This is a genomic window from Pseudonocardia sp. NPDC049635 (assembly GCF_040659795.1).
Lineage (GTDB): Bacteria > Actinomycetota > Actinomycetes > Mycobacteriales > Pseudonocardiaceae > Pseudonocardia.
Genome location: NZ_JBFAON010000025.1, coordinates 39,058 through 64,200, shown reverse-complemented (window position 1 = coordinate 64,200; position 25,143 = coordinate 39,058). Strand labels below are relative to the sequence as shown.

41 protein-coding genes are annotated in these 25,143 nt (G+C 71.5%); 32 read left to right on the top strand and 9 right to left on the bottom strand.

Going from position 1 to position 25,143, the window contains the following annotated elements; translation table 11 throughout:
• Positions 1–240: 240 nt before the first annotated feature.
• Both AB0J24_RS23885 and AB0J24_RS23880 read left to right on the top strand, forming a co-directional pair.
• Positions 241–555, top strand: coding sequence for a hypothetical protein (locus AB0J24_RS23885; protein ID WP_358685036.1), 315 nt, complete (start codon positions 241–243; stop codon positions 553–555).
• 274 nt (positions 556–829) lie between these two features.
• Positions 830–1,390, top strand: coding sequence for a hypothetical protein (locus AB0J24_RS23880; protein ID WP_358685034.1), 561 nt, complete (start codon positions 830–832; stop codon positions 1,388–1,390).
• Between the two features lie 220 nt (positions 1,391–1,610).
• Here the strand turns inward: AB0J24_RS23880 and AB0J24_RS23875 are convergent, their stop codons facing one another.
• Positions 1,611–1,796 carry a hypothetical protein gene (locus AB0J24_RS23875; RefSeq protein ID WP_358685031.1) on the bottom strand — a complete coding sequence of 62 codons (186 nt, stop codon included), beginning with the start codon at positions 1,794–1,796 and terminating at the stop codon, positions 1,611–1,613.
• A 347-nt stretch (positions 1,797–2,143) separates the two neighbouring features.
• On the opposite strand from AB0J24_RS23875, the gene AB0J24_RS23870 reads away from it, so the two are divergent.
• The gene (locus AB0J24_RS23870; protein WP_358685029.1) at positions 2,144–2,830 is read left to right on the top strand and encodes a hypothetical protein; all 687 of its coding nucleotides are present in this window, start codon (positions 2,144–2,146) and stop codon (positions 2,828–2,830) included.
• 160 nt (positions 2,831–2,990) lie between these two features.
• Complete coding sequence (locus AB0J24_RS23865; RefSeq protein WP_358685026.1) at positions 2,991–4,472, top strand: protein kinase; 1,482 nt, start codon at positions 2,991–2,993, stop codon at positions 4,470–4,472.
• A gap of 1,369 nt (positions 4,473–5,841) precedes the next feature.
• Here AB0J24_RS23865 and AB0J24_RS23860 read toward each other — a convergent pair.
• Positions 5,842–6,129, bottom strand: a complete 288-nt coding sequence (locus AB0J24_RS23860) for a hypothetical protein (protein WP_358685024.1) — start codon at positions 6,127–6,129, stop codon at positions 5,842–5,844.
• A gap of 85 nt (positions 6,130–6,214) precedes the next feature.
• On the bottom strand, positions 6,215–7,024 hold the full coding sequence (locus AB0J24_RS23855; RefSeq protein WP_358685022.1) for a hypothetical protein: 810 nt from the start codon (positions 7,022–7,024) through the stop codon (positions 6,215–6,217).
• A 283-nt stretch (positions 7,025–7,307) separates the two neighbouring features.
• On the opposite strand from AB0J24_RS23855, the gene AB0J24_RS23850 reads away from it, so the two are divergent.
• Positions 7,308–7,649, top strand: coding sequence for a hypothetical protein (locus tag AB0J24_RS23850; RefSeq protein ID WP_358685020.1), 342 nt, complete (start codon positions 7,308–7,310; stop codon positions 7,647–7,649).
• A gap of 25 nt (positions 7,650–7,674) precedes the next feature.
• Here AB0J24_RS23850 and AB0J24_RS23845 read toward each other — a convergent pair whose 3' ends face one another.
• The 3 genes from AB0J24_RS23845 to AB0J24_RS23835 form a co-directional block, all read right to left on the bottom strand.
• Complete coding sequence (locus AB0J24_RS23845) at positions 7,675–8,481, bottom strand: hypothetical protein (RefSeq protein ID WP_358685018.1); 807 nt, start codon at positions 8,479–8,481, stop codon at positions 7,675–7,677.
• Positions 8,482–8,513: 32 nt separating this feature from the next.
• Positions 8,514–8,705: a hypothetical protein gene (locus AB0J24_RS23840; protein WP_358685016.1), complete on the bottom strand. Its 192-nt coding sequence runs from the start codon at positions 8,703–8,705 to the stop codon at positions 8,514–8,516.
• A 92-nt stretch (positions 8,706–8,797) separates the two neighbouring features.
• Positions 8,798–9,178 carry a hypothetical protein gene (locus AB0J24_RS23835; protein WP_358685014.1) on the bottom strand — a complete coding sequence of 127 codons (381 nt, stop codon included), beginning with the start codon at positions 9,176–9,178 and terminating at the stop codon, positions 8,798–8,800.
• 182 nt (positions 9,179–9,360) lie between these two features.
• On the opposite strand from AB0J24_RS23835, the gene AB0J24_RS23830 reads away from it, so the two are divergent.
• Complete coding sequence (locus tag AB0J24_RS23830; RefSeq protein WP_358685012.1) at positions 9,361–9,606, top strand: hypothetical protein; 246 nt, start codon at positions 9,361–9,363, stop codon at positions 9,604–9,606.
• 124 nt (positions 9,607–9,730) lie between these two features.
• Positions 9,731–10,294 (top strand): hypothetical protein, encoded by a 564-nt coding sequence (locus AB0J24_RS23825; RefSeq protein ID WP_358685010.1) that lies wholly within the window; start codon positions 9,731–9,733, stop codon positions 10,292–10,294.
• 187 nt (positions 10,295–10,481) lie between these two features.
• Here AB0J24_RS23825 and AB0J24_RS23820 read toward each other — a convergent pair whose 3' ends face one another.
• Positions 10,482–11,531 (bottom strand): hypothetical protein, encoded by a 1,050-nt coding sequence (locus AB0J24_RS23820; RefSeq protein ID WP_358685008.1) that lies wholly within the window; start codon positions 11,529–11,531, stop codon positions 10,482–10,484.
• 476 nt (positions 11,532–12,007) lie between these two features.
• Positions 12,008–12,307, bottom strand: a complete 300-nt coding sequence (locus tag AB0J24_RS23815) for a hypothetical protein (RefSeq protein WP_358685006.1) — start codon at positions 12,305–12,307, stop codon at positions 12,008–12,010.
• A 500-nt stretch (positions 12,308–12,807) separates the two neighbouring features.
• Here AB0J24_RS23815 and AB0J24_RS23810 point away from each other — a divergent pair, with 500 nt between their 5' ends.
• The 25 genes from AB0J24_RS23810 to AB0J24_RS23690 all read left to right on the top strand — a co-directional run bounded on the left by AB0J24_RS23810 (position 12,808) and on the right by AB0J24_RS23690 (position 24,326).
• On the top strand, positions 12,808–13,008 hold the full coding sequence (locus tag AB0J24_RS23810; protein ID WP_358685004.1) for a hypothetical protein: 201 nt from the start codon (positions 12,808–12,810) through the stop codon (positions 13,006–13,008).
• Positions 13,009–13,087: 79 nt separating this feature from the next.
• On the top strand, positions 13,088–13,843 hold the full coding sequence (locus AB0J24_RS23805) for a DUF2786 domain-containing protein (protein WP_358685001.1): 756 nt from the start codon (positions 13,088–13,090) through the stop codon (positions 13,841–13,843).
• A 74-nt stretch (positions 13,844–13,917) separates the two neighbouring features.
• Positions 13,918–14,097, top strand: a complete 180-nt coding sequence (locus AB0J24_RS23800) for a hypothetical protein (protein ID WP_358684999.1) — start codon at positions 13,918–13,920, stop codon at positions 14,095–14,097.
• A gap of 88 nt (positions 14,098–14,185) precedes the next feature.
• Positions 14,186–14,518: a hypothetical protein gene (locus AB0J24_RS23795; RefSeq protein ID WP_358684996.1), complete on the top strand. Its 333-nt coding sequence runs from the start codon at positions 14,186–14,188 to the stop codon at positions 14,516–14,518.
• A gap of 67 nt (positions 14,519–14,585) precedes the next feature.
• Positions 14,586–14,822: a hypothetical protein gene (locus AB0J24_RS23790; protein ID WP_358684994.1), complete on the top strand. Its 237-nt coding sequence runs from the start codon at positions 14,586–14,588 to the stop codon at positions 14,820–14,822.
• Positions 14,819–15,076, top strand: a complete 258-nt coding sequence (locus AB0J24_RS23785; protein WP_358684992.1) for a hypothetical protein — start codon at positions 14,819–14,821, stop codon at positions 15,074–15,076. Before AB0J24_RS23790 ends, AB0J24_RS23785 begins: the two co-directional genes overlap by 4 nt.
• Positions 15,077–15,185: 109 nt before the next feature.
• Positions 15,186–15,335: a hypothetical protein gene (locus AB0J24_RS23780; RefSeq protein ID WP_358684989.1), complete on the top strand. Its 150-nt coding sequence runs from the start codon at positions 15,186–15,188 to the stop codon at positions 15,333–15,335.
• The gene (locus AB0J24_RS23775) at positions 15,325–15,723 is read left to right on the top strand and encodes a hypothetical protein (protein WP_358684987.1); all 399 of its coding nucleotides are present in this window, start codon (positions 15,325–15,327) and stop codon (positions 15,721–15,723) included. Before AB0J24_RS23780 ends, AB0J24_RS23775 begins: the two co-directional genes overlap by 11 nt.
• Positions 15,724–15,725: 2 nt before the next feature.
• Positions 15,726–16,070 carry a hypothetical protein gene (locus AB0J24_RS23770; protein WP_358684984.1) on the top strand — a complete coding sequence of 115 codons (345 nt, stop codon included), beginning with the start codon at positions 15,726–15,728 and terminating at the stop codon, positions 16,068–16,070.
• Complete coding sequence (locus AB0J24_RS23765; RefSeq protein ID WP_358684981.1) at positions 16,067–16,567, top strand: hypothetical protein; 501 nt, start codon at positions 16,067–16,069, stop codon at positions 16,565–16,567. Before AB0J24_RS23770 ends, AB0J24_RS23765 begins: the two co-directional genes overlap by 4 nt.
• 71 nt (positions 16,568–16,638) lie before the next feature.
• Complete coding sequence (locus tag AB0J24_RS23760) at positions 16,639–17,028, top strand: hypothetical protein (RefSeq protein ID WP_358684979.1); 390 nt, start codon at positions 16,639–16,641, stop codon at positions 17,026–17,028.
• Between the two features lie 699 nt (positions 17,029–17,727).
• Positions 17,728–18,087 carry a hypothetical protein gene (locus tag AB0J24_RS23755; RefSeq protein WP_358684976.1) on the top strand — a complete coding sequence of 120 codons (360 nt, stop codon included), beginning with the start codon at positions 17,728–17,730 and terminating at the stop codon, positions 18,085–18,087.
• The gene (locus AB0J24_RS23750; RefSeq protein WP_358684974.1) at positions 18,084–18,323 is read left to right on the top strand and encodes a hypothetical protein; all 240 of its coding nucleotides are present in this window, start codon (positions 18,084–18,086) and stop codon (positions 18,321–18,323) included. The genes AB0J24_RS23755 and AB0J24_RS23750 overlap by 4 nt, the downstream gene beginning before the upstream one ends.
• A gap of 82 nt (positions 18,324–18,405) precedes the next feature.
• Complete coding sequence (locus tag AB0J24_RS23745; RefSeq protein WP_358684971.1) at positions 18,406–19,245, top strand: hypothetical protein; 840 nt, start codon at positions 18,406–18,408, stop codon at positions 19,243–19,245.
• A complete protein-coding gene (locus tag AB0J24_RS23740; protein WP_358684969.1) occupies positions 19,242–19,679 on the top strand; it encodes a hypothetical protein in 438 nt (145 codons plus the stop codon). Before AB0J24_RS23745 ends, AB0J24_RS23740 begins: the two co-directional genes overlap by 4 nt.
• Positions 19,676–20,122, top strand: coding sequence for a hypothetical protein (locus AB0J24_RS23735; RefSeq protein WP_358684967.1), 447 nt, complete (start codon positions 19,676–19,678; stop codon positions 20,120–20,122). Before AB0J24_RS23740 ends, AB0J24_RS23735 begins: the two co-directional genes overlap by 4 nt.
• Positions 20,107–20,646, top strand: coding sequence for a hypothetical protein (locus tag AB0J24_RS23730; RefSeq protein WP_358684964.1), 540 nt, complete (start codon positions 20,107–20,109; stop codon positions 20,644–20,646). The genes AB0J24_RS23735 and AB0J24_RS23730 overlap by 16 nt, the downstream gene beginning before the upstream one ends.
• Positions 20,643–20,879, top strand: a complete 237-nt coding sequence (locus AB0J24_RS23725; protein ID WP_358684962.1) for a hypothetical protein — start codon at positions 20,643–20,645, stop codon at positions 20,877–20,879. Before AB0J24_RS23730 ends, AB0J24_RS23725 begins: the two co-directional genes overlap by 4 nt.
• Complete coding sequence (locus tag AB0J24_RS23720; protein ID WP_358684959.1) at positions 20,876–21,220, top strand: hypothetical protein; 345 nt, start codon at positions 20,876–20,878, stop codon at positions 21,218–21,220. Before AB0J24_RS23725 ends, AB0J24_RS23720 begins: the two co-directional genes overlap by 4 nt.
• Complete coding sequence (dcd, locus tag AB0J24_RS23715) at positions 21,207–21,806, top strand: dCTP deaminase (RefSeq protein ID WP_358684957.1); 600 nt, start codon at positions 21,207–21,209, stop codon at positions 21,804–21,806. Before AB0J24_RS23720 ends, dcd begins: the two co-directional genes overlap by 14 nt.
• Positions 21,803–22,018 (top strand): hypothetical protein, encoded by a 216-nt coding sequence (locus AB0J24_RS23710; RefSeq protein WP_358684955.1) that lies wholly within the window; start codon positions 21,803–21,805, stop codon positions 22,016–22,018. The genes dcd and AB0J24_RS23710 overlap by 4 nt, the downstream gene beginning before the upstream one ends.
• Positions 22,018–22,425 carry a hypothetical protein gene (locus tag AB0J24_RS23705; RefSeq protein WP_358684953.1) on the top strand — a complete coding sequence of 136 codons (408 nt, stop codon included), beginning with the start codon at positions 22,018–22,020 and terminating at the stop codon, positions 22,423–22,425. The genes AB0J24_RS23710 and AB0J24_RS23705 overlap by 1 nt, the downstream gene beginning before the upstream one ends.
• A gap of 557 nt (positions 22,426–22,982) precedes the next feature.
• Positions 22,983–23,432: a hypothetical protein gene (locus AB0J24_RS23700; protein WP_358684950.1), complete on the top strand. Its 450-nt coding sequence runs from the start codon at positions 22,983–22,985 to the stop codon at positions 23,430–23,432.
• A 182-nt stretch (positions 23,433–23,614) separates the two neighbouring features.
• On the top strand, positions 23,615–23,806 hold the full coding sequence (locus AB0J24_RS23695; RefSeq protein WP_358684947.1) for a hypothetical protein: 192 nt from the start codon (positions 23,615–23,617) through the stop codon (positions 23,804–23,806).
• 37 nt (positions 23,807–23,843) lie between these two features.
• Positions 23,844–24,326 (top strand): DUF1353 domain-containing protein, encoded by a 483-nt coding sequence (locus AB0J24_RS23690; RefSeq protein ID WP_358684945.1) that lies wholly within the window; start codon positions 23,844–23,846, stop codon positions 24,324–24,326.
• Between the two features lie 21 nt (positions 24,327–24,347).
• Here the strand turns inward: AB0J24_RS23690 and AB0J24_RS23685 are convergent, their stop codons facing one another.
• Entirely contained in the window at positions 24,348–24,998 is a 651-nt protein-coding gene (locus AB0J24_RS23685) for a hypothetical protein (protein WP_358684943.1), read from the bottom strand.
• Positions 24,999–25,143: the final 145 nt, after the last annotated feature.

Sequence of the window (25,143 nt, the reverse complement as noted above, 5' to 3'; positions counted from 1 at the left end):
GAGGACGGCGACCCGGACGGCTGCTCGCCCTACGGCTGCCGCTCCGGCCTCCCGGCGGACGGTGCCGCGTGATCGCCGACCAGTCCACCCCCACCGCCGACACCGCCCACGTGCTGGCCGACCTCGCAGGCCTCGCCCTGACCGGAGCCGCAGCAACCCGGAACGTATGACACTCCACCCGCTGGTCGCGGTGCCCCCATCACCCGGCCGGCGGTCCCACCTGAACCCCAGGAGAAGCACGTGCACGACCTGCTCCCCGCCGACCCCGCCCCGGACGTCGACGTCCCCGCCCGCCTGGACAGCGTCGCCGACGTAGCCGAGGTCCTCGCCGCCCTCGGATACGAACCGCACACCGAGGACTACCACCCGACCCGGTGGACGTCCCCGACGTTGCCGGTCGCCGTCGTCGCATCCCCGACCCTCCACAACGCGTGCGCTGTCGCCGTGATCGTCGACAACGCCGCCCGGGTGTGGCTGTACGCGCCGATCTCGACGGACCTCCTCGCGGCCGCGCTCACCGAGGCCCGCGACTACGCCCGGGAGGTGTCCCGGTGACCGGAACGTATGACACTCCCGACGAGCGCTACAGCATCCGAACGATCACCGAATACCGGTCCCGCTACACCACCCTCGACAAGACCGGACCGAACCCGACCACCCACGACCACCCCGCAACACCACCCGACACCCCGAAGTCGATCACCAGCCGAAACGACCCCAACCCGTCCGCCCACACCACAAGCCCCCCACCAGCACAAACACCCCGCAACGCCCCCGGCGACCCCGGACACGAGACCCCCGGACACCGGGCGACGGGCGGTGGTTCCCGGTGACCGCCGCGCCGGATCGTCCGCGCCGGTGGGTGTTCGTGTCGTCCCCGGCGATGTCGGACGTCGCGCTGCTGCTCCAGTGGCTCCGCCAGGTCGTCGACCGCGGCGACGTCGTGGTGATGCGCCGGGCCCTGTCGTCGGTGGAGGTGGCGGCGGAGCGGATCGTCAGACACTCCGTGCGGGCGTCGGTCGAGCGGGTCGACGACCCGGCCGCCGAGGTCGCTGGCTGCGACGGGTGGGCGGTCGGGGTGCGCCGCCTCGATCCGGTGCCGCTGGCCGTGGTGCGGGCGGGTGAGGAGTCGGGTGTGCCGGGGGTGTGCCGCCACCAGGACGGCTACCCGTTCCGGGACGACGCCGGGTCCCGGGCATCGCAGGCGGCGGCGCACCGCACCGAACGCGCCCGCGCCGTCCGGGCCCGTGAGGACGCCCGCGATCGTGCCCGTTCGGCCACCCAGCGGCGCCGTACGCCGTCGATCCCGACCCAGCGGTCCGGGCGGCCGGGGGAGGCCCGGCAGCGGGCGTGGGATGCGCACCTGGCTCGCCAAGGGGCGGACGGATGACCGCGGCCGGCCGACGGAAGCCGAAGGGGCACCGCGCCCCCGGCGGGAAGCCCCGCGTCCCGGTGTCGTTCCGGACCGCCGAGACATCCCGGAACCTCCTCGACCGAGCCGCCGCCCGCGCCGGGTGCGACCGGTCCGACCTGATCCGCCGCTACTGCTACGAAGGTCTCCAGCGGGAAGGCCTCCTCCCGATCGCGAAAGGACCCCGATGACCACTGGATCACAGGAAGCGTTCACACAGCTCCAGGCACTCGCCGACACCGGCACCGCCCGCTTCAACCAGCACGACGCGCAGTACGTCCTCGCCGCGCTCGCGCAGCTTCGCGCCGAGCGCGATCGGGTCGCCGAGGACCTCCGCAGAACAGAAGAACTCGCCGCTCACCGCCTCCAACAGTTCGCCGATCACGTCGTCAGCCTCCGCGAAGTCGAGGGCCGGGTCGACGCCGTCGAACGAATCCTCGACACGTTCAGCGACGCCTCAGACGCCGCACCCCTGGAGGCGAGACAGCTCGCGTCTGCCATCCACGCCGCCGTCCATGGCGAGCGTTCGTGACCCCAGGCGTACCCCACCACCGGTGTCGGTACCCCGTGGGAGGCTGAACTCACTACCGATGAGTCGACCCCGCAGCGGGATCGGTTCGGGGCCGCACAAAGATGAAGCCCTGGTTGCATGACCTGCGAGGGTCAGGGGCTTCCAGGGCTGTTCATCGACGATCGTACACCGAGATGCGAGATTGCGCAGGAGGCCACAACGTGGATACCGGGGGCTGGGTCGAGCTGTGGCTTTCCGCTCCTCGATTCGCCCCGTACCTCGCCGAGGCGAACGCAGACCGGGCCGCCGCCCTCGACTATTACGTCTGGAACGCCCGTGTCGCGGCGTCGTTTCTCCACGACCTCGGGCACCTCGAGGTGGCGCTCCGCAACGCCTACGACCGCACCCTGACCGCCGGAGACCCACCCGGCGCCCCTCACTGGGTCTACGCGCCGAAGCGACATCTGCCCGTCGCGATGAAGCGTGATAGCAAGACCGGCGACATGTACGACTCGAACGAGTCGGCCCGTAAGGCCATCACGAAGGCAGTCAAGGAAGCCCGCAAGGACTCGAAGGTGTCGACCCCCGACCCGGGGAAAGTGATCGCCGAGATCAACTTCGGGTTCTGGCGTTACCTCACCGCGAACCGACTCCACGGCCTGTGGGTTCGACGACTCAGTCACGCGTTCCCTGCCGGCACCCGCCAGAAGGACGTCGACGCCCGCGTCGGGCGCCTCCACACCCTTCGGAACCGTGCCGCCCACCACGAACCGCTCCTGAGGGCGAACCTCCCGGCCCGCTACCGGGACCTCCTGGAGGTCGCCGGCATGCTGTCCGACCCGCTCGCCGCACATATCGACGCCCACAGCGTCACCCTCGACCTGATCGAGCAGCGCCCTACCGGATAGTCGGCCACCACCCGGCAAGGCGTTGCAAAGAGACACGGCGGCCTGGGGTAACGGCGACCCGAACAGGCTCGACCTGATGTAGGCAGGCGACCGATCATGTCCCGCGAAGCCGTCGCCCAGCCCCGGAGCGATGTGCTCCACAGCCTCAGAGGAGCGACGCGTGCCAGAGCGGTTCGAGCGATACGAACTACACGAAACCCTTGGCACGGGCGGCATGGGCACCGTCGTACGGGCACGCGACACCACCACAGGCCAGTTCGTCGCACTGAAACTCATCAACGGCACGGTCGACCCCAAGGCCGCCGACCGCTTCCGACTCGAGTTCGAGGCCCTCGCCGGGCTGCGCAACCCGCACATCGTCGGGGTGAACCGCTTCGGCCGCTGGGAAGAACGCTTCTTCATCGACATGCAACTCGTCGACGGGAAAGACCTTGCCCACATCCTCGCCGAGCACGGCCCCCTACCTCCCGACCAGGCGACACTCATCATCGGCCAGATCGCCAGCGCCCTCGACTCCGCCCACGCGCAGCAACTCCTCCACCGCGACGTCAAGCCCGCCAACATCCTCGTCACGAACACCGCCACCACGGGCGGTGGCGCACTGCACTGCTACCTCGCCGACTTCGGGATCACGAAGTCCATGCGCGACGACGCCCCGCGTCTCACCTCGACCAACGCGGTCCTCGGGACGCTGGACTACTTGGCCCCGGAACGGATCCGCGGCCGTAAGAGCGACCAACGTATCGACGTGTACGCGCTCGCCTGCGTCCTCTTCCAATGCGTCACCGGGAAACCGCCATACGCCGGGAGTCAGGAGCACGTCATGCTCCAGCACCTCAACGGCGACCGCCCGGACGCGTCCGCGGTCAACCCGCAGGTCCCGCGACGACTCGCCGAGGTCATCAGTCAGGGGATGAGCAAGGAGCCAGAGGACCGGCCCGCGACCGCTGGACTGTTCGCCGCATCCGCGGCCGCCGCGCTCACGCCGCCGGTGGCAACACGCGCTGCCCCTCCACCCGGTCACACCCCGGTTGTCAGCGACCTGCCCCCGCCCCCGCCCGGCCGGAAGAGCGTCATCGTCGCCGCGGCGGCGGTCGGCCTACTTGTCGGCGCCCTCGCGATGGGCGCGCTCAACTCCGGTGCCGGCCAGGAAGCGGTCGCGCAATCGCCGACGGCGACGCAAACCCAGACCGTGACGGTCACGCCCTCCGCCACGGCGACCCCTGCCGCCGACACACCCTCCGAAGCCGAGGCCACCCCCGCTAGCCCGGATGAGGCCCCGATCCCCGACAAACCTGTTCCGACCGGCCTGGTGCTCCCCGCCGCGTATGCCGGCGACTGGCAAGCGCTCGTGACCCCGGCCAGATCGCAACGTGACAGCACGCCGTACCCGATTCGGCTGACCCTGGAGCAGGGGAACGCCGGTGACGTGGTGGGCAGCTACGAGTTACCGACGCTGTGCTCAACATCAATTTACAGGGCCCAACTCGTAGCGGCGGACTCAGAGGTCGCCCATATCAAAATGTCCGGGTGTTACATGGAATTCCTGTATCTCTACCCGAATGACGACGGAACCCTGCGGGCTGAGCTTCAACGCACCGGCCGCGGCCCGGTCGAAGAGGCGACGTTCTCGAGACAGTGAGCCCGACAGCATAGGGACCGTCCGTTCTACTCGACCGCGAACACTGGGGCAGCGGCGCTCGACCCGGTAGCCTCGGCGCACAATCGAGTGAGGAGCGTGAGCAGTGTTCTCCTTCCCCGGCCTACTCGTCGGCGCGGCCCTCACTCTCCTGGCCTGCGCGCTGATCTCCTGGAACTCGCCTCGGCCAGCGCCCCGAAGCGCCCCTGAACCGGTGGCGCCCCCGCCGCGCGGCGGACGACACCAGGCGCCGCCGCCTGCGGATCCTCCCGCCCCGGCTGCGCCGCCTGAACCGACCCGGAAATGCTGGGTCTGCGCAAGCTCCGGAAAGAAGGGTGACCACCGCCCCTGCCACTACTGCGAGGGGTCCGGACGCCTCCCCCAGGTCACAGTCGGTTACGTCAGCCACCCCTCGAAACCGCCCACGAAACCCCAGCCGGCGCCGGCCGCCCCAGCTGCGCTGCCGCCGCCCTACCCGTCCGCGATGGAGTGGTCGGAGCCCGAGCGGTACGAAGGTCCCAGATTCGGCGGCTACAGCGGCGCGTTCACGTGCCCCTCGTGCGGCTCGATGGGCCGGGGCATCGACATGGTGCACCGTTCCGGCTGCCCAAACCCGGTCTACTTCTGACCACCTGTGTGGCCCGCTGGGCGGGTGACTCGCTCGGGGGCTGGTCAGCCGGTTCCGGTGGGCGACTCCTTGCCTAGCGGGATTCCTATACGTAACGTTCGTTCGACTTGAACCGACAGGGGGACTGTTCGCACCCAAGAGAAGAGGACAGACGTGTGCCTACGTGTCCCGATCGGGATAGTTTCCCTGCTGTTCTTTATCCTTGCCTTCGCAGCTGATGCTGACGGGTCTGACCCGGCAAGAAATGCCTTCTTGATGGTCGCCGTGCCATGCGGATTGATCTACGCGTCGCTCACGATGAAGATGTGCCGACGATGCGGGGACAGTGGGCAGATTCCCGGCGACGACACCCTTAACCATCCGCGCAATAGGCTGCGATGCCCTGACTGCGGAGGGACCGGCAGAAAGAGGTAGGGACCTCAGTCGAGGAAGCTGCCGTCGGCCCGCCGGGCGTGCCGACCCAGTAAGTGGGTGCAGCTGGGGCAGTGCGACATGAACGACCGCGACACCACCCACGTGATCCCGGCCGTGCACAGGTGCATCAGTCCCGTCAGCATCGTGCGGTTCGCCCGCGCAGCTCCGGGGGCGGTACAGGTACGGCAGTCACGGCATCCAGACACGCATGGTGAAACGACGACCGCACCGCCGCTGTTACGCCACGGACGCGGACCGCTCCTGGCCGGCGATGACCAGTACGGGAGCCCGGCGCGGTCACCTGGCCCGTGTCCCGCACCGGTCCCCGGGTCACAACCCGGTCAGCGGCTCCACCGGGCCCGGCTTCACAGGGTCGTCGTCCAGGATCTCCCGCACCGTCGCCAGCGCCGCCCGCCCCGTCTGCGGTGGCAGCCGGTCCAGCTCGAACGCGCACGCCTCCACCAGCGCCGCGAGGACGTACAGCTCGTCGGGGTGGCGGAGGCCGGCGTAGCGGCCCTCGTTGATCCGGTGCCGCAGCGCCGCGTCGGCCTCGTGGGTGCGGGCCCGGTCCTCCCGGAGCCGGGTGTCGCGACGCTGGGCGGGGGACTCGTTCGGCACCCGGCCAGCGTCGCACACATGTTCGACTATCGCGGCCGGACCTCGCCACCATCAGCGGCACGGATACGCCGCAGGCCGCTCACGACTACGAACCCAGGACCGCGGCCTGGCACGCCGACACGACCCCCTGGAACACCCCGCCCGACTCCCCGGCGAGGCGCGTGATCTCCGCGGTGTCGAACCGGCGGGCCGCGGCCGCCAACTGCTCGTACATGGCGCCGGCCTCACGCATCGCTGCGGTCACCCCCGGATCGTCGGCGCCCAACGCGGCGTCCGCCATGTCCCGGGACGCCTGATCGGATGCGGCGGCGACGTCGTCGAGGTTCGCGCCCGACCCCAGGTTCTCGGCGACGCTGTTCCACTCGCCGATGATGTCCGCGGACCGTTGGCACGCAGCCATCACCGCGGCCGGTGGGCCGTCCACCGGCTCCACCTCGGGTGCGGGGTCGGGGCCCGGCACCGGGGGCGCCTCCGCGGCCGGCTCCGCATCGGCGACCGCGACCGGCTCATCGTCACCGCCGCCGAGGAGCATCGAGCAGCCACCGAACAGCAGCAGCGCCGCACCGAACCCGACACCGATCTTCGCGGCCGTCGACGGCTCCTTCTTCCCGCCCGTCGGCGACGGACCCGCCCCCGGCGGGGGTGTCGCCCCGGCCGGGCGGGTCACCGGGAGTCGCGTCGTCACCGCATCCACGCCGGTGTCCACCGGCGCCGGCGCCGGGTCTTCGGGGAGCCGGCCCGGTGGCACGTCGCCGCCGTAGCCGCGGACCTCCCGCCACGCCTTGTCGGCCTTCGCGGTGAGCTTCGCCCGCTTCGCCGGGTCCGTAGCGGCCGCGGCCCGCTTGTCGAAGTCGCGGGCGGTGCTGGCCGTCATCTTGGCGAGGATCTTGGACACGACGCTGGGCCTCCTGGGGTGTGCGGTGGCGGACCCGGCATGGGGCTCAGGTCCGTCGCATCATCAGACGCCCCGGGACGCCTCCGGGTGCACCCTCGTCAGGAGATCGGCAGGTTGGCGAGCCCGTCGTGCGGGACGCCCGTCACCCGCGGTCGCCGCCCTGCCACCGCCGGATCGCGTCCCGCATCCCACCCGCCGGATCAGGCAACGCGGGCGGCACCGGCCGCGGTCGCCGCGCTCGCTGGGCGGCCCGCAGATACTCCCGCCCTTCGTCGGTGGGGACATGGTCGGCGTCGATCAGCCCGTACCGGCGCAGCCACCGGAGGGTCCGCCGGTCCGCGGTCTCCACGGACTGGGTGCCGTCGACGAGGCGGTACAGCGTGACACGCTGGAGCGGAGTCAGATCCACCCCGACATCCTGCCCGCCCGGCACCCGGGTCAGGTGGGGAAGTCGACCAGGCGGGCCGCGGTCGGCATCCCACCCGACGTGCACGCCGCGATCTGCGCGGCGACGAGGACAGCGTCGGTGTCGTTCGCCGCGACCAACGCCACCCGGGACGTGCGGGTCGCCGTCCGGCCGGCCTTCACGTCGTCGTGGGCGGCAGTGTCGACCTCGACGACGTAGCGGGCGATGTGCGGCCGGGCCGCGGTTACGACTCCACCGCCAGCAGACCGGCCTTCGTGGGGCGCTTCCCGAACGCGAACGTCGGGTCGTCGTCGGACGGGGTCAGGGTCGCCGTGAACGTCACCCGGCGGCCGCGGAGGTCGTCGGCGCGGCCACCGGCGTCGTGGGCCTCGCTGACCAGGTCCCGCGGGATCGTGGTGTTCACCCGGAACCCGCGGTCGTCGCGGACGGTCATCCGGAACACCAGCGACCGGTGGTAGCCGAACCCGGACTCGGTGACCTTGACGCCGACGATCTCCCCGGTGACGACGGTGCGCCCCTCGGGTGCCGGCTCGGCGGTGGCACGCTCCGCAGCCCGCGCCGCGTCCCGCTCGGCGCTCTCCCGGCGGAGCCGCTCGGCGAGCTCCACCTGCTTGTCGGTCAGGGTGCGGTACTGGGCGAACCGCTCGGCCATGTCCACGAGGATCGGGTGCGCCTTCCGCCGCTGCGGCCCGCCCTCCTCCAGGAGGTCGAGGAGCAGCGCGGCCAGCTCGGGGTGGTCGGCGGCGAACCGGTCGGCGTCGGCGTCGCGGGCGGCGAGCTTCGCGGCCCGCTTGGCGTCGCGGCGTTCCCGGTCCTTGCGGCGACGGCGGAACTTGCGGGCGGCGTCGTCGGGGGTCATCCAGTCACCGCCGGTGCCGCCGCAGCCGAAGCAGATGCCGCCCTGGATCCGGCGGAACGCCTGGATCTCGCCGTTGCTGGCGCAGCGGGTGCAGGGGTCGAGGACCATGCCGTCGTCGCGGACGTCGACGTGGATGCCCTCGATCTCGATGCGGGTGGCGGTGGCGGTCATGGCGTCCTCCGGGCGGGGTGGTGGTCGGGGGGTCAGGCGAACGCGGCGGCGGGGACGGTGATGGTGCCGTCGGGGTTGACGTGGTGGGTCCAGGCGAAGGCGTGGAGGGTGGCGACGATGCGGGCGGGGTCGCCGTCGGGGGCGATGTGGGCGCCGGCGGGGGTGTCGCGGATGGTGGCGGTCTCGTGGCGGAGGGCCCGGGTGAGGATCTCGGCGGGGGTCATGGTGTGCTCCTTCGTTCGTGCGGTGCGTATACCTATACGGTACATCCGGAGGGCGACTATGTCAACACCCCACCCGGGGAGGGGGTTCCCCCTCACAGATTCCGGAGCAGCTCCTCCGTGTCCAGGTAGTCGACGAACTCGCGCCGCAGCGCCCGCCCCAGGTCCGCCTTCGCCTGGTCGACCGCCGCCGAGAACGGGTCGCTGTGCCCGGTCTCGTCCAGCCGGGCGAGCTGGCACACCCGGTGCGTCAGCATCGCGGCCTGTCGGTCGGCCGGGGCGTCGGCGACCGCCCGGAGCGTGGCCGCCTCCAGCTGGCGGGTGATCAGCTCCTTCGCGGTCCACGCGACGGCGTAACCGGCGTCCTGCCCAGCCTCGGCGGCGAACTTCTCCTGCGCGGCGACGTACTGGCGCTCGGCCATCGTGGCGCGGGCGTCGAGGACCTGGGCGAGGGCGGGGCGGGTGGCGGTGTTCATCGGGGGCTCCTTCGTTCGATCCGGCGTATACCCATACGGTACATGATGGGAGGTGCTACGTCAACACCCCCACCGGATCGGATGCCGAGCCGGCTCACTGCGGGGTGTTGACATAGCGAGCCTCACGATGTACCGTAAGGGTGTACGCAATCGGGCGTACCGAACGAAAGGAGAACGACACGATGGAAAGCGACCTGGGGGCGCGGATCCTCCTCGCGATGAGCGACCAGGGCTGGCCCTGGACCATCGCGAACGGGGACCTCGCGTTCTGGTCGCCGGTCACCCGTACCGGCCGCGTGCTCGACGCGCGGCCCCTGACCGACCCGGACTGGGAGGACGTCCTCCGGATGCTCCTGCTGATCCTGATCGTCGAGTACGGGCTCGAGTGGGACTACGACCCGCGCGGCGGGTTCCCGCCCCTCAACTGACCGGATGACACCGGGCCGCCCCCGCTCACACCGGGGGCGGTCCGGCCCAGGTCAGAACAGCAGGCCACGCCCGGGAACGCAATATTCCGGACAGAGAGTCCGGGATTACGGTACGGTCGCCGACATGACCACCACCCCGAGCTACGGCCTCACCCTCACCCTGCACACCGACCCGCCGCTCGACGACAACAACGTCCGCGACATCGGGCGGCGGGTCACCGACAACATCGACGGCGCCCGAATCGTCATGACCAGCCACGGCCAGGGGGCCGACGACGACGCTCACCTGGCCTCCTGGACCGTCCTCGCCGGCTCGACTGACGCCCGCGGCGTCGCGGCGGCGCTCGCCGAGCTGCACCGCGTCGCCCTGGACGCCGTGCACGCCCTCGGCGTCATGCGGGTCGCGGTCGAGGAGCTGTCCGCGACGTCGGATGCCGAGCTCACCCGGAAGGCCCGTGCCCGGGAACGCGCGCAGCTGGTCGGCGTGGACGAGTTCTGCGAGATGCTCGCCCGGCCGGGGGAGGCGCCGCTGTCGCGGTCGCGGTTCTACGAGCTGGTCAAGGCGACGCCCGGGTTCCCGGAGCCGGTGCGGCCGGGCCGGTGGACCCGGCACCAGGCGGAGGCGGCCGCGGCGGAGCTGCGGGACCGGCCGGGTCCGGGGCGGCCACCGCTGTCGGGTGACGGCTGACCCCGAGTCGGGGCCTCATCCTGGGCCTCGTCGCCGAGCTTGCCGCCGCCACGGCCGGCCGGCGAACCCAAGGGCCCTCAGTCGGTGGCGCGGCATCGACTTGGCTCCACCTGACCGGGCCAGGGCCCGGCCCGGCCCGGCCCGGCTGACGCTGCCAGCCTTTCACCAGGGTTGACCGCGGCCTCTCTCAGCAGGTCTCTGTGGCCTGGACGACGAGTGGGGCTATCGAGAATCCTTCAGCCGTCCAGGTGGCCTCAAGGGACCCATCAAGTGAGGGACAACCATTCGGATCGTCATACTGATACATCCGGCCGCGAAGGGTGATAGTCCTTCCGTCGAAGGATGTTGAATAGACTTTCATACCTGTTTGGATGGCTTCGGCCCAGTCGTCATCCGCAGGTCGGGCGAGGATAATCCCGAGACTCTCTATCGAACCGGTACGTGAGGCGCCATCGAAAACTTCCACCTGGGAGAAGCCGGAGGACGTGGGCTGGAAGCAGCTATATTCGACCACTGCGTCCACGGCGCCATCACCGTTAACGTCAAATCGCTCGGGCTCGCCGTACAATTCGACCCGACCGGTCACGCAGTCCAGTCGATTCTGAATCAATGACGTCCAGTCGACATTATTCAATACTGTACCGGTCGGGCGTGGAGCGTCATCGAAGGTCACCTCGTCGCGAACGTGATTGGCGACGACGGCTGCCGTGGCATCATGACCCTTCTGGTTGGGATGAAAGGAGCGCTTTCCCCGAAAGTCTCCAGAAGTGAGGCCGACGGTTATTCCGTTCAAATAAGGGTCATCCGAGCACAAGTTGTGACGTTGATGGGATTCACCGCCGGTTTCATATACTGATTCCGCGATGTTCAGGAAGTGGAATCGAACTCCGTTGGGGGAGTGGCGGGCGTCCGCAGACTCGACAGTTTCCCTCAATGCTCCGTTTACATAGTCACTGACTCGGCGCAACATGGGAACGTCGTCTCGGTGAATCAGTTGACAGCTCGCCAGAGTGGCCGAATAGGGGCCCGCCCAAGTTGACAAATATAATGGCCAGCGATCCGGTTCCTCTATGATTCTCGGATACCCGAGAACTAAGACGTCTCCACCTGGTTCAACGATCTCTGCGACGCGGTCGTAGAGCGCTGGCCAGGTCAGTTCTCCTTCAAGTCCCCGGGGATCGAACGGTTCTCGCCCAGCCATGACATCAACGCGACGGTTGATCTCCGCTTCTTTCACGTCACACCCGGGTCGGAGGAGGTCCCCCCATCGGCCCGGCTTGTTTAGAATAAGGCAACCCGTGAGGATCGGAACGAATCCGAGGTTATTTCCGCCGAAGCTGAAGCTGACGATATCCCAGGTCCTTTGGGCGTGGCCACTCTTTTGCGTAGCTTCATCGACCTGCTTGTTAACGTCGTCGGTGATGGCACCGGTACAGGCTACGAGTTGGATCTGCTGCAATCCGAGTTCGGCGCTGACCTCGCGGTGGGCGCCGACAGCCCAAGCGGTAGCATTCGTTCCCCGACCAGTCGCTCGGGCGCATTCAGACTCGCCACTCGCGGGCGGCTCCGTTCCTGAGATTCCCTCGCCTGATGAGTAGGAGTCGCCGAGTGCAAGCCACGACCGATGACGGGGCTCAGCAGCTTGGGCAGGCACTCCAACTCCAGTGAGCAGCACGGCAACGACTGCGCTGAAGACCCAGGCCGTTCGCCTTCTCATCGCGTCCACCCCATGTCCGCGAGTCGTCGCTTCACTGCAGCCTCTGCAACCTGTAGTTCGGCGATGGCTGTGTCCGAGGGTGGTGACGTTGGCGAGAGGCAGTGTGCAAGCACATCGGCGAGGGCGACGGTCTCGTTCGAGAGGTACTCACGCAGCGGAGTATCGCCAACGCCTGCGAGTAGATCCGTCAGCTGTTCCAGCGGGGCACGCTCGTTCAGCGTCGCTGTAACCGCTTGACAGTCCTCGGTCACTGCGCTATTCGCCACAACGATGCCCGCTCCCTCGTGCATCTCCATGAGCGGTGCGCCTTCCCCGCGGAGATACTGGAGGTCGCGCCCCGGGTCTACGGGAGGTGGCGCGTGATCCACCATCTCGTTCGCTTGGGATGAGGCCTGCCGAGTATCGGATGAGCCAGCTAGCCAGAAGAATAGTCCAACGGCAGCCGCTGAAACGACAAGAAGACCGATGAGTCCCGCGACCCACCTGCGCCTCCGGCGCCCCTGTTGAATCCCGTGCACGGACGAAACTCGCAATCTGCTAGAGCAGCGTTACACCGGGCGGACGGCAAGTCGATCTAGGTTGCATCGAACTTCTCGAGCGGCGAGGCGGCTCGCGGTGAGGGTGGCGAAGCGGGCGCGCGGATCCGAGTGGCGAGGCGGCGGGCGGGGACCGGACTACTTGTCGGATCCATTCCAGGCCGGACTGGTTCCGATCGAATCACCGGAGGGTGTTGACGTAGCCGGACGCCGTGATGTACCGTATAGATGTACGCACCGCCGATCACCCGGAGGACGACATGACCACCCGCCCCGCCACCGCCGACCAGATCGCCGACCGCATCGCCGCGGTCGCCGCCAGCTTCGAGTTCGACCTCCCCACCGCCCCCGCCCGCCCCGGCTGGGAGCGCCGAAACGCCGAGCTCAAGGAGTTCATCGCCGACACCCTCGCCCCGCAGCTCCGCGCCGCCCAGGCCGCCGAGCGCGCCACCGCAGCCTGACCACCCCCGGCCCGGGGGGCGGGCCCCATCCCGCCCCCCCCGGCCACGCACGCCACACCTCGCACCCCAGGAGAACCCCATGACCAACGCCACCAGCCACGTCACCCCGCCCGCCACCGGCGGCCCGTCCGAATCGACTCTGTCCCGGATCCGCGGACTCCTCGCGCAGGCCGAGAACACCCCGTACGCCGAGGAGGCCGAGGTGTTCCGCGGCAAGGCGTTCGAGCTGATGGCACGGCACGCCGTCGACGAGGCCCTCGTCACCGGGCCGGTCGAGGCCGACGAGATGGGCGAGACGTCGGTCGACATGTCCGGCGCCTACGGCCGGGCACGGGCACGGCTGCTCGGTGGGATCGCCCGCGCCATGAACTGCTACGTGCTGGAGTGGCACCGCAAGCGGGCCCAGGACCCGGAGCGGTGCACGGTCTACGGCCGCCGGTCGGACCGCGAGCGGGTCGAGCTGCTGTACACGTCGCTGCTGCTCCAGGCGACGAACCAGGTCGCCCGGGTGCAACCGCGGAACGTCATCGGGGCCACCGCGGCGGACGTCCGTGCGGCGCGTCGCGCCTGGTACGTGGGGTTTGCGTCGGCGGTGGAGGAGCGGCTCACGGAGAAGGTCACCGAGGCGGCGGCGGGCACGGGTGCGGAGTTGGTGCTGGCGGACCGGTCGGCGGCGGCGGAGAGCTACGCCCGGGGGCTGCACGCGGCGGTCGGTAAGCCGCGGTCGAGCCGGGTCACCGATCGGGAGGCGCTGCTGGCGGGCGTGGAGGCGGGGCGGCGCGCGGATCTGGGGACGAGTCGGCTGGGTGGTCGGCCGGCCCGCCAGCTCCGGTAGGGGTGTTGACGTAGCGGGGGCGAGCGACGTACCGTAAGGGTATACGCACGAACGGCACCCCAGGAGGCAACACCATGAACCGCGCCAAGGACTTCACCCCCGCCAACCTCGGCCGCTCCGTCGAGAACACCCGCACCGGCGACGTCGCCGAGTTCCTCGGCACCTCCGCCCTCGACCCCAACGTCATCAACATCGCGCTCCTCGACGGCAGCGAGATCGCCGCCCCCGCCGCCGACTGGGACCTCGTCTACTGACGGACCCCCCGGGCATCCTGCCCACACCACCGGCGCCGCCCCGGCCCCATCCGGGGCGGCGCCACCCCACCACCCCAGGAGCACCACCATGACCGTCCTCGCCGACCGACCGGCGCCACCGTCCCCCGCCGTCATGCCCACCCGCACCGCCGTCCGCGTCGAGATCCGACGCCCCCGCTCGTGCGTGTCCTGCATCCGCCACGACGGCGGCCGCGCCCGCCCACACTCCGCGGTCCGATTCCACACCCGCACCGGCGCCGCCGCCGGTGAAACGACCGTGTGGCGGCCGATCGCCGAATGGATCGCCGACCAGGCCGCCCGCGGCTGGGACGTCATCGCCCACGACACCGACACCGGCGAGGCATACCTCGAGCACCGCGACGGCCGCACCGCGCACGTCGCCGCCCGCACCAGCCAGTAGCCCGCCCCCGGCGCGCCGCCCCCATCGGCGCCCGGACCGGCACCACCTCGCACCCCAGGAGACACCTGTGCCCACCCTCGACGTCCTCGACGTGCCCTCGGCGCTCGACCGCAAGCACGAACCCGACCCCGAACCCGGCCGGCTCCACCACCCCACCTACGGCGTCCCCGCCGGGCACACCCGCTGCCTCCGCTGCGGCTGCACGTTCCCCGTCGACGGCCCCATCCCCGGTGGCCGCTGCGAGGTCCGCGGCGCCGCGTGGGCGCGGATGGCCGAGCGCGACGAGCGGGCGACCGTCCGATGAGCGCCCCCGCCCTCACCTCGACCCGCACACCGCTTCTCACCGTCGCCGACCTGCGCACCCTCCGCGCCCGGCACCTCGCGAACGCCGTCGAGTGCTGGCGGCACGCCGACCGGCACCGCCCCGGCAGCGACCCCCACGAGGTGTGGGCGTCCCGCGCGATCCAGCACGGGAACTGGGCCCGGCAGCTGCGCGTCATCGCCGACCACCGCACCCGCACCGGCACTGCCCCGGCGGGGGAGGTGTTCCCCCGATGATCCGCATCGTCGTCGTAGCCACCGCCGCCGCGGCCGCCGCCGTGGCCGCGCTCCTCGCCGCCGCCGGCTGGGCGGTCGCCCAGGAGGCCGACCACCAGCGCCGCCACCGGTGACCGCGGTCGCCCGGGACGTCGCCGCCGCCGCGGTCGTCGCCGCGCGGTGCGCCATCGAGCCGTGGCTCGCGTTCGCCGTGATCTTCGGCGGGATGTTCCTCCCGCCGCCCGCACCGACCCGACAGGAGAGCGCCCGTGACCAGTGAGGGCGACATCGTCACCACCGCCGACCTGGACCGGCTGCCACTCGGGACGGCCGTCGTACTGGAGCCGGACCCGCCGCGGTACCTCGCGCCGGCCGGGGCGCTGCTGCGGATGCCCGAGGGATGGCGGTCCGCCGACGACGACGGCGCCGTCCGGAACCCGACGCTGCCGGGCCGGTTCCGGGTGCTGTTCGTCGGCGCCCACGACGACGCGGCCACCGCGGTCGTCGACCCCGACGACCGATGCCGGTGCGGGCACGTCGCCGCGAACCACGAGCGGGTGGCGGGCCGCTGCCGACACCGGTCGTGCGGGTGCACGGTCGTCCGGTGGCGGCCGGTGCCCCCACGTGGCCGTAACGCCACCCGCCCCAGGGAGACAGGGAGAGTGTGACCGTGACGACGATGTCCCCCTGGCTGCGCCACACGGCGACGTTCCTCACCGGCGCGGCCGTGTCCGCGGCCCTGTGCCTCGGGGTGATCGCACCCGCCCTACAGGAGACGCCGACCCCGCCGTCGGACGTCGCCGCCTACATCGACGAGGTCCAGGACGTGATGCAGTCCCAGTGGCCGTCGCGGGAGCTGGTCGCGATGGGGGAGATCGCCTGCGGCATGAAGGGCACTCACACCCAGCAGCAGCAGCTCGACGCCGTGTCGGACGCGTACCCGTCCCTGGGGCGTACGGAGGTCGTCACGGTGCAGGTGACCGCGTTCGGCCGACTGTGCCCGGACCGGCCATGACCACCGGCTGGGACATCGTCAACGCGATAGCGCAGACGATCGGCGCTCTCGGCACGGCGGGAGCACTGATCGTCGCAGTCCAGGTCTATCGGCGACAGGTCAACGACCAGAGGCGCGACCAGGCAGCCCAGGTGGTGGTGACCTACACGGAGGGCGTCGTGCTGTTGAGGAACCATTCCGACCGTCTTATTCGGCCGTTGATCGTGGCTGGTGCGGACGAGGGGAGTCAGCGCGGCTTCACGCTGGTGCCGTCCGTGCTCGGGCCCGGCGAGCTCCGCGAGATCCCGATCCCCGCCGGGTCCCTTGGAGATGACGAAGGGAAGCCGTCGAATCACGCCGTGGTGACCTTCGTCGATGTGCGTGGTCGCGTCTGGATGACCGACAGCCGGGGGACGCTGATGGAGGGGGGCCTGCCGCCGGTGCTGGAGTGCCTCGCTCCCGACGTCAGGAGAGCAAGGCTGCGGCGCCAGAGGCTATGGGCTCGACGCTTTCGATAGCTTTAGCGCATACTCACTGGTGAGGTCCTCGCTGCCGCACGGCGAGGGACTGACCTATGGGGAGGTCCGTCATGCCGATCCGCCCTGACCAGTTGCACCGTTACCCGCCGGACTGGGATCGCATCGCCTACGACGCGAAGGTCCGCGCCGGGTGGCGGTGCGTGTGCCTCGGCGAGTGTGGCCGCGTGAACGGCCACCTGGAGCCGCTCGACGGGCGGTGCCGGAACCGGCAGGGGATGCCGGCGTACGGGTCCGGTGCGCTGGTGATCTTGCAGGCGGGGCATCGGAACCACACCCCGGAGGACGTCCGCCCGGAGAACATCGCGGCGTGGTGTCCGGGGTGCCACCTGGCGCATGACCGCCCCCGGCAGGTCGCGGACGCCCGGGCTCGTGCGCTCGCGGAGTTGGGCATGGTGCCGTTGTTCGATGCGGCGGATCTGGTGGGGGCGTCGGCCGGTTGACGCGCGGGGGGCGTGTGCCGGGTAGCACAGGTTGGTGAACCGGCGGTTCGTCGGGCGCGGTTCGGCCCGGTGGGGCGGTTGCGTATATGGGGGGCCGTTGGTCCCTATCGGGCGTCTGACCTGCGGTGTTACCGCCGTAAGGTGACTGCAAGATGCAACATCGGCCATGGTGGACATCACAGAATCCACATTGGCGCGTGATCGTTCTTGCGCTCTCAACCGTCCCACCTGCGCACAAATGAGACAGAACAACCCAGACCGCAAGATCAACCGCAGCGACCCGGGCCCGTCACCCACTGGAGTGGTCCTGCATCACACCGCGCGCGGTGTAGAACGGCAACGCACCTGATCGGTCCGCCCCCATCCGGGCCCCAACCCGGGGACCGAACAGATGCAACACCTGCCGAACAACCCCAAGGCGGCACACGCATGGCCCAACCCCAGGCCGGCCCGTCACACCCCGACGGAACGGACCCACACGCCCCGCGCGCCACCCCACGCACGGAGCCGAACCGCCAGGCAGGCCCAGACCGCGCCGGGCGACACCACGTCGCCCGGCGCGATCAATGACCGCTTGCTCGGTCTCGCCCGGGACGCCGTTACAGCGCTCCTCACCGCGGCAACCATCGCCGCGCTGACACCGCTCCTACGCCGACCCCTCGCGCCCTCTCACCCCCATCCCTGTGAGGACGAACCCGCATGCTCGACGCGCTGCTGCGCGCCGCCGGAATCACCGCCGGTGACGACACCGCCCCCCGCCCGGTCCCGAACCGGGCCGACCACCGCCGCGCCGGACGACGCGGCACCACCGGCGGCCCCCGCCCGGTGAACCGCCCCGGCCCACTGCCTCGGCACCCCCTCGCCCGCCGCGACGACTGGACCGCCGCCGACCGCGCCGCCGCGGCCCGCCTCGACGCCGCCCACGCCGCGAACGCCGCGCTCCCCGCCGACGAACAGGAACCGTGGATCTCCCCGGCCGTCGAACAGGGCTACCGCGACCGCCGCGCCCACCGGAAGGCCCAGCGCGCCGCACGCCGCGCCACCCGAGCCGCCCGGTGAGCGACATCCGCCTCGTCCTCGCGCACCCCGGCGAGCAGGTCCGCCCCGCCGCCCCCGGCGCCGGCTACGTCGCCGAGTTCGACGCCGCCGTCACCGCGGGCGCACTCTGCGTCTGCGGCGGAGTCGTCGGTGGATACCGCACCGACGCCCCCCACCGCGAGAACGGCGAACCCCGCGGCGTGTGCCGGTGCTTCCGGGCCCGCGCCCGCCAGGTCCCCGCCGGCGCACGCCGCTGATCCACGCGGCCGGCCCGGGGTCCGCACCCCGAGCCGCCCCGGGCCGGCCGCCACCCACCAGGAGCAAGGACCGCACCCCCTGATGCCTGAGCACGACCCCACGCTCCCCGCCGGCGCCACCGGCCGATGCGTCCGCGAACGGGACTGCGTCGACGCCGTCAAGGCGGCCGCCACCCCCGGCGGCCCACCCGTGTACGTCGGCGCCCCCACCACCGGCGGCGCGTTCTGCGACACCTGCGTCCGCTACCTGCGGTACGCGATCGCCGGGCTCCCGTACGACGTCGCCGAGCTGTCCACGCTGCTCGCGCCGTCCCTCGCGGTCCGCTACCGGTCCCCGGACCTCCCCGGCCCGCCACCCCGGGTGAAGCTGCACTCCCCGATGCCGTTGGACGGCACCGCCCTCGACCTCCAGGCGCTCATCGACCACGAGGTCACCTCGTGGGCGGAATCGGTCGCCGACTTCGCCGGGGTCGACTGGGACTCCGACGTCGCGGCCCGCTCCTCGCAGCGCCGCCGCGTCCACGACGGCGCCCAGCTCCTCGCGTACCGCTACGAGTGGCTCCTCGGGATGCCACCGGTGTGGCACCGCGTCCGGTCCGCGGGGGAACGCCCCACCGACGGCTGGCCGGTCGAGTCGATCGACCGCATGGAACCCGACGACCACGGTGACCTGTGGATCGAACGGGACGGCGTCGAGGGTGCCCTCGTGATGTTCGCGCTGCGCCGCACCGTCGAGGGATTCGCCGGCCGCACCCCGTCGGACCGGTGCAAGCTGCCGTGCCCGAAATGCCAGCGTCCCGCCCTGGTCCGGGAACACCGCAACCGGCGGATCGTGTGCCGGTTCTGCTGGCACCCGATGGGCGACAACGAGTACGAGCGGATGCTCGACGAGCTCGCCGGTGGCCTCGGGGTGCTCCGGTGATCGCCCAGCGGCGCCCCACCCGGGACCAGCGCACCCGCCACGACCGGCACGACCGCCGCACCGCCCGCCCCGGACGGTCGGCGTGGCCGATCCCGACGGACCGGCCCATCGACCGGGCCCGGACCCTCGCGAACGCCGCCCTCGACGCCCTCGCCGCCGCCGACCCGGCGGCGGCGGACCGGATCCGCACCCAGGCCCACCAGTACGGCGAAACGTGGCTCGGTGCCGCACCGCAGCCGGCGGCGGGGGAGTGGTTGACCCGGGAGGACGTCGCCCGCCTCGCCGGGGTCGAACCACAGACGGTGTCGCTGTGGACGACCCGCGGCACCCGCGCCGGGCACCTGATCCGCCACCCGGACGGCTACGCCGAGCGGGAGGTCGTCGACTACCTCGCCGCGCTCCGCGGCGCACCCCCCACCGAGGAGACTCCATGATCCACATGTCCGGGCGGGCACTCGCCTGGGGCGCCTGCACCGTCGCCGTGATCATCGCCCTGGCGTTCATCGCCGTGTACGGGTTCGGCACGTTCCGGAAGGAGACCGCCGAGTTCCGCGGCGACGTCGCACAGAACGAACGCGTCACCGCGGACCCGAACTACCGGATCGCCGCCCACGACCGGTTCTACGACCTGTGCGCCGCGATCCAGTCCCGCGAGGCGTCGATCACCGCGCAGCGCGCCGAGCTCGACACCACCGACGACCCCGCCCGCGCCGGGCAGCTCCGCCAGAACCTCACCGCCCTGGAGGCATCCCGGGCGTCCGCGATCAACCAGTACAACGCCGACGCCCGGAAGGAAGGGACCCGCGCCGAGTTCCGGGCGTCGGACCTCCCCGCCGAGATCCCCCAGGAAGGGCCCACCCGATGCGACGCCTCCTGACCGCCGCCGTCGCGGCCGCCGCCACGCTCGTCCTCGCCGGCTGCGACTCGCAGCCGTCCACCGCCGACCGTGAAGCCACCACGAACCTCGGTGCCTACGACCAGCTCCAGGCCAACCAGCCCGCCGCCGGGATGTCGTACTCCCCGGCCCGGAACACCCTGAACCGGTGGGCGGAGCAGTGGTCCGAACCGGGGAAGCTGTCCTACGTCTACCTCCTCGCGCAGGGCACCGGGCAGCCGATCGGCTACTACGTGCTCGAGGGAATCCCGGTGTCGTACTGCACGTCGCTGACCCCGACCGAGCAGCTCCACCGGTTCGGCGCCGAGGGGGCCGGTGTCACGCGGCTCCCCGGGATCGACGGCACCTACTACTCCGGGTCCGGGTGCGATCAGTACTTCGGCCTGGAGGCCGGCACCGGCACCATCCTGGAGTTCGGCGCCGGGGTGTCGTACCTGCTGTCCGAGCGGCCCCTCCAGCTGGACGCGGCGCCGCTGGCGACGACGACCGTGGAGTCCGCCGGATGAGCATCGACCACCGCGCCACCGCTGACCGGTTCCTCGACCTGGCCCGGTCCGAGTGGGACGACGGCCACCACGAACGCGCCGCGCAGGCCGCGACCGTCGCCGTGCCGTTCCTCATCGAGGCCGCCCTCCAGCAGGTCACCCTCACCCGGGACCCCGCCGCCGGGGTCGACTGGGTCGGGATGATGCGCGGCGCCGCCGAGCACCGTGCGGCGGCGGGGGAGGGGCACCTGTGATCCCCGAGCAGATCACGATCCGGCCCGGGGCGGCGGTGTCCCCTCGGGTGCTCGCCGCCGAGTTCCCACCCGAACCGGGTGGGAACGCGATCGCCGTCGACCACCGCGGAGTCGCGTTCCAGCGACTCCCCGGGGAGATCGACCGCTGGTCCACGCGCCGGGATGTTCTGTGGTTTCCCGCGCCGCGCCCGGAAGGGTTCCGCGGGGAGTCCCGCACCTGGCGGCAGCTGCACGCCGACGGCCCCGTGATCGTCGTGTGGGAACCCGAGGGGCGGGACCGCGACGCCGCGGCCGCGCTCGCCTCGTGCGCACCGGAAGGGGCCCCGGATGCCGCTGTCTGACAGCGAAATCGAGCGCGTCCAGTTCGAGCGGATGCTGGTCGACCCGTACGACCCGGCGCTCGTGCAGCCGGCGTCGCTGGACGTCCGCCTCGGCGGCGAGTTCCGCACGATGCGGGCACCCGGGCTGCTGCCGGGCGACTCCCCGTCGATCGTGTACCCGTCCCGCGGGGTCTACCCGAGCTGGGACACCTGCCACCTCGAGTCCCGCGACCCGGACGGGCGGCGGCAGGTGTTCGTCATCGAACCCGGCGACTTCGTGCTCGCCCACACCCTGGAAACGGTGCGGCTCCCCGCCGACGTCGCCGCGAAGCTGGAGGGGAAGTCGACCCTCGGCCGGTGCGGGTTGGTCGTGCACGCCACGGCCGGGTTCATCGACCCCGGGTTCCACGGCCAGATCACGTTGGAGTTGTCCGTCGTGGGGCCGTGCCGGATCGCGCTCGAACCGGGGATGCCGATCGGGCAGCTCGTGTTCGACGTCCTCGACCGGCCCGCCGAGTACCCGTACGGCGCCGCCGAGCTCGGATCGCACTACCAGGGGCAGCGGGGCGCCACCGTGCCCGGCGGCCGGACGGCGGACGCCCGGTGAGGGGCCCGATCCTCGCCGCCCGCGTCCTCACCCCGGACGAGCCGCCACCGGGCCGGCCCGCGGTCGTCGCGACCCACCGAGATGGCATTCGGGACTGGACGGTGGTGTGGCGTGGCCACCGCGGGCAGCGCCGCGAGTCCCGGTTCGGGCGGTACCGGACCGCCATCCGGTTCGCGACCGACCTCGCGCGGCTGCCCGAGCGGAGCCGGTGATGGGGGAGCGCGCCGACTTCGACCGGACCGACCGGCCCGCGACCGCGCAACCACCGCCGATCCCGACCGGTGGGGCGTCAGTGCACGTCGCGGCCGCCGACGACGCGACCCGGTACGGCTACGTGAGCATCGCCGGGATGCTGCGGGACCGCGCCGAGTTCGGGCTCCGGAAGTACGGGACCCCGCTGACGGCGTGGAACGGGAGGGACCCGGTGTGCGACGCCGCGGAGGAGGCCGCCGACCTGGTGGCCTACCTGCGGCAGGCGATGGACGAGGGTCGCCCCGTCGGTCACCTGTACTGGCCGGTGCTCGCGATCGCCGAGCACCTGGCCCGCGCACAGGACCAGGACGCCGGTACCCGGCGGGAACGACCGGATGCAATTGCGGACACGCCCGCCCCCGGGTGATCCACTGCGGCCGAAACGGTTTCGTGTATCGTCCCGTCACGTCGGCAGAGGTGTCCCCGCACACCGGCCCGACCCCCGGACGAACCAACGCCCCGCGCCCCACCAGGTGCGGGGCGTTCGTCGTTTCCGCATCCCCTGACCTGCGAGAACCCCGACGGGGTGGCGCCTTGCTGGCGCAACCACATGGACGACCGCGCGGCGCGTCCACCCCGCCCGTTCCGCAGCCCTACCCGTCTCCGTCGACAACCGTCCGATGACGCCCCGGTGCGGGGGGCGTCCGGCGACAGCTCCGGAGACGCGGAGCGCCTGGCCAGCGACCCCCCGGAGAGACAACCGGCGGAGGGCGCGGCCAGGCGCTCCACCCCATCGACCTCGGCCCGCCGTTCCCCCTCGCGAACCCACGGGTTCGGCGGCGGCCACCGGGGGATCGGGTCGCCCGGCACCTGCACCAGCCGCCCGGACAAGCCGGTCGGCACTGAGTACAGACGAGCATCCGACGTTCTCGCCGGGCGACCCGCACCCCCTGCCACCGCACCCCTGACCAGGAGGAACCCCGCATGCCCGTGTCCGTCCGCTACGCTCACCCCTTCGGCGACACGATGGCGACGCTCGTGAAGGAACACCCCACCGGGGTCCGGGTCGTCCGCACCACCCACGGCGACGTCGAGGTGCTCGACGGGTCGAACGGAGTCGTCGGCGTATACGGGCCGGGCGCGTTCGTCACCGCCGACATCCGCTCGGAGCCGGCCGCCCCCGAGGCCATCGACGACGCCGTCCTCCGCGCCAGCCAGATCACGTTCTACGGGCCCGCGGACGGATTCACCGACACCGCCGACCCGGCGGGCCCCGACGGTGACGCGGCCGCCGACGAGGACGACGACGCCATCGTCGGTCTCGTCGACAAGCTCCTCGCCGCCGTGGAACGCCGCGCGAACCGCAACCGCAGCATCGACACCCCGGACGGCCGCGACCCCGGCAGGTGCGCCACCGACTGCTGCGGCGGCTGACCCGGCCATGACCCGCCACACCGGCCGGGCCCTGGACCGGGCGGGCCGCGCCGTCATGACGCCGGCCACTGGATCGGGACCCGCGTCCACTGGACGGCCGGGGTCCGCACCACCCACCTCGGGCTCCGCCTCCACCTCACCGGCCGGTGGCTTCTCGACCGCGCGGCAGCGGCGGGGGAGCGGTGACCCCGAACGCCGTGTTCGCGCTCCGGCTGATGGGCGCCGCGCTGATGCTCATCGCTGGCCGGCAGCTGATCGTCGCCGTGCTCGGCCCGGTCCCGGACTGGGCCACCGCGGTCACCGCCGGCGCGTCCCTGTCGCTGACCGCGGCGTCGCTGACGTTCGCCGTCGCCGCCCGCCGCGACCAACCGTGAGGGGGTCGGGATGCCGTTCACCTCGGACGTTGTGACCGTGACCAGCACCAGCGGTCCGCTGTGGGTGCTGAATGAGCCCCTCGAGTACGACGGCCGGTGGCAGCACTTCACCGTCCCCGCCGGGTTCGGCACCGACTTCGCGACGATCCCGCAGGTGCTGCGGTGGTTCATCGACCGGACCGGGGCGCACACCCGGGCGGCGATCTTGCACGACTGGTTGGTCACCGACGGCATCGAGACGGGCGTGGTGACGCACCGGGACGCGGATGGGATCTTCCGCCGCGTCCTCCGGGAGACCGGCACCCCGTTCGTCCGCCGCTGGATCATGTGGTGCGGCGTCCGGTACGGGTCCCTGTGGGGCGGCCGTCGTGACGGCTGGTGGCGGGATCTCCCGCTGGTCGCCGCGACCACGGTGCTCGCCGCACCTGTCGTTGTCCCTCCGACCGTCCTCGCGGCCGCCGCCTACACGGCGTACTGGCTGGCCGAGGCCATCGTCGGGATTCCGGCCAGGCGCCGGTGAGCCGGGCCACCGGGCCTCGGCCTACCCGCCGAGCGCCTTGAGGTCCGGTGGGTTCCCGTGCCAGCCGTCCGGCCACCATGACCCGTCGTGCAGCCGGGGATGGCGGCGGTGGCGGGCGAGTGCCCACGCGACGAACACCAGCTCCGCCCACACGGAGTTGACCGCAAGCTGTACCGAACCGTTGGGGGTCATGCCGGTGAACGCGAACACCTCGGGCTGAGGAAGGTCCCCCTGCGGGATCGCCCCCCACGGCCAGGTGAAGAACCCGTTCGTCGACTGCATGTACATCCCGAGGTAGCTGACGAAAATGGTTCCCTGGTCGACGACGTGCCAGTGGGGAACCATCGCGGCGGCCGCCTGCTGCCGACGCCGCTTGTTACCGGCGGCGCTGGCGCCGAGTGTGGCGGCCAACATCGTCATCCCCAATAGACCAGTGCCACCGACGATGGTGTGTCTCGTTTCGTAGGTCCCGTCACCGGTCGCGCTGAATTCCTCAAGGGTGTAAGGGCCCTGGACCCAGATCCGTTCGTTGGGGGCGAACATGGGAGCGAAGTCCGTGCGGACTTCGATCTCGGGCGGCGGAACCCGGTTCGCGAACAGGTGGCTGGCGATCTTGCTGGTGTAGTGCAGGGCGACCGACCGAGCGTCATGTCGAGGGGCAGGCGGTTCCACACGGTGTCCCATCGTCGAGGGAGGGCGCGACAGTGCGTCGTCGACGGCGCGGCCGTTGTTACGTTTAGCCGCTGCGTCAGCACCTCATCGTAGGCCGACCCCTGTCATTTCGGCATGAACTGGTTGCCACCCGGCGCCTGCCCCG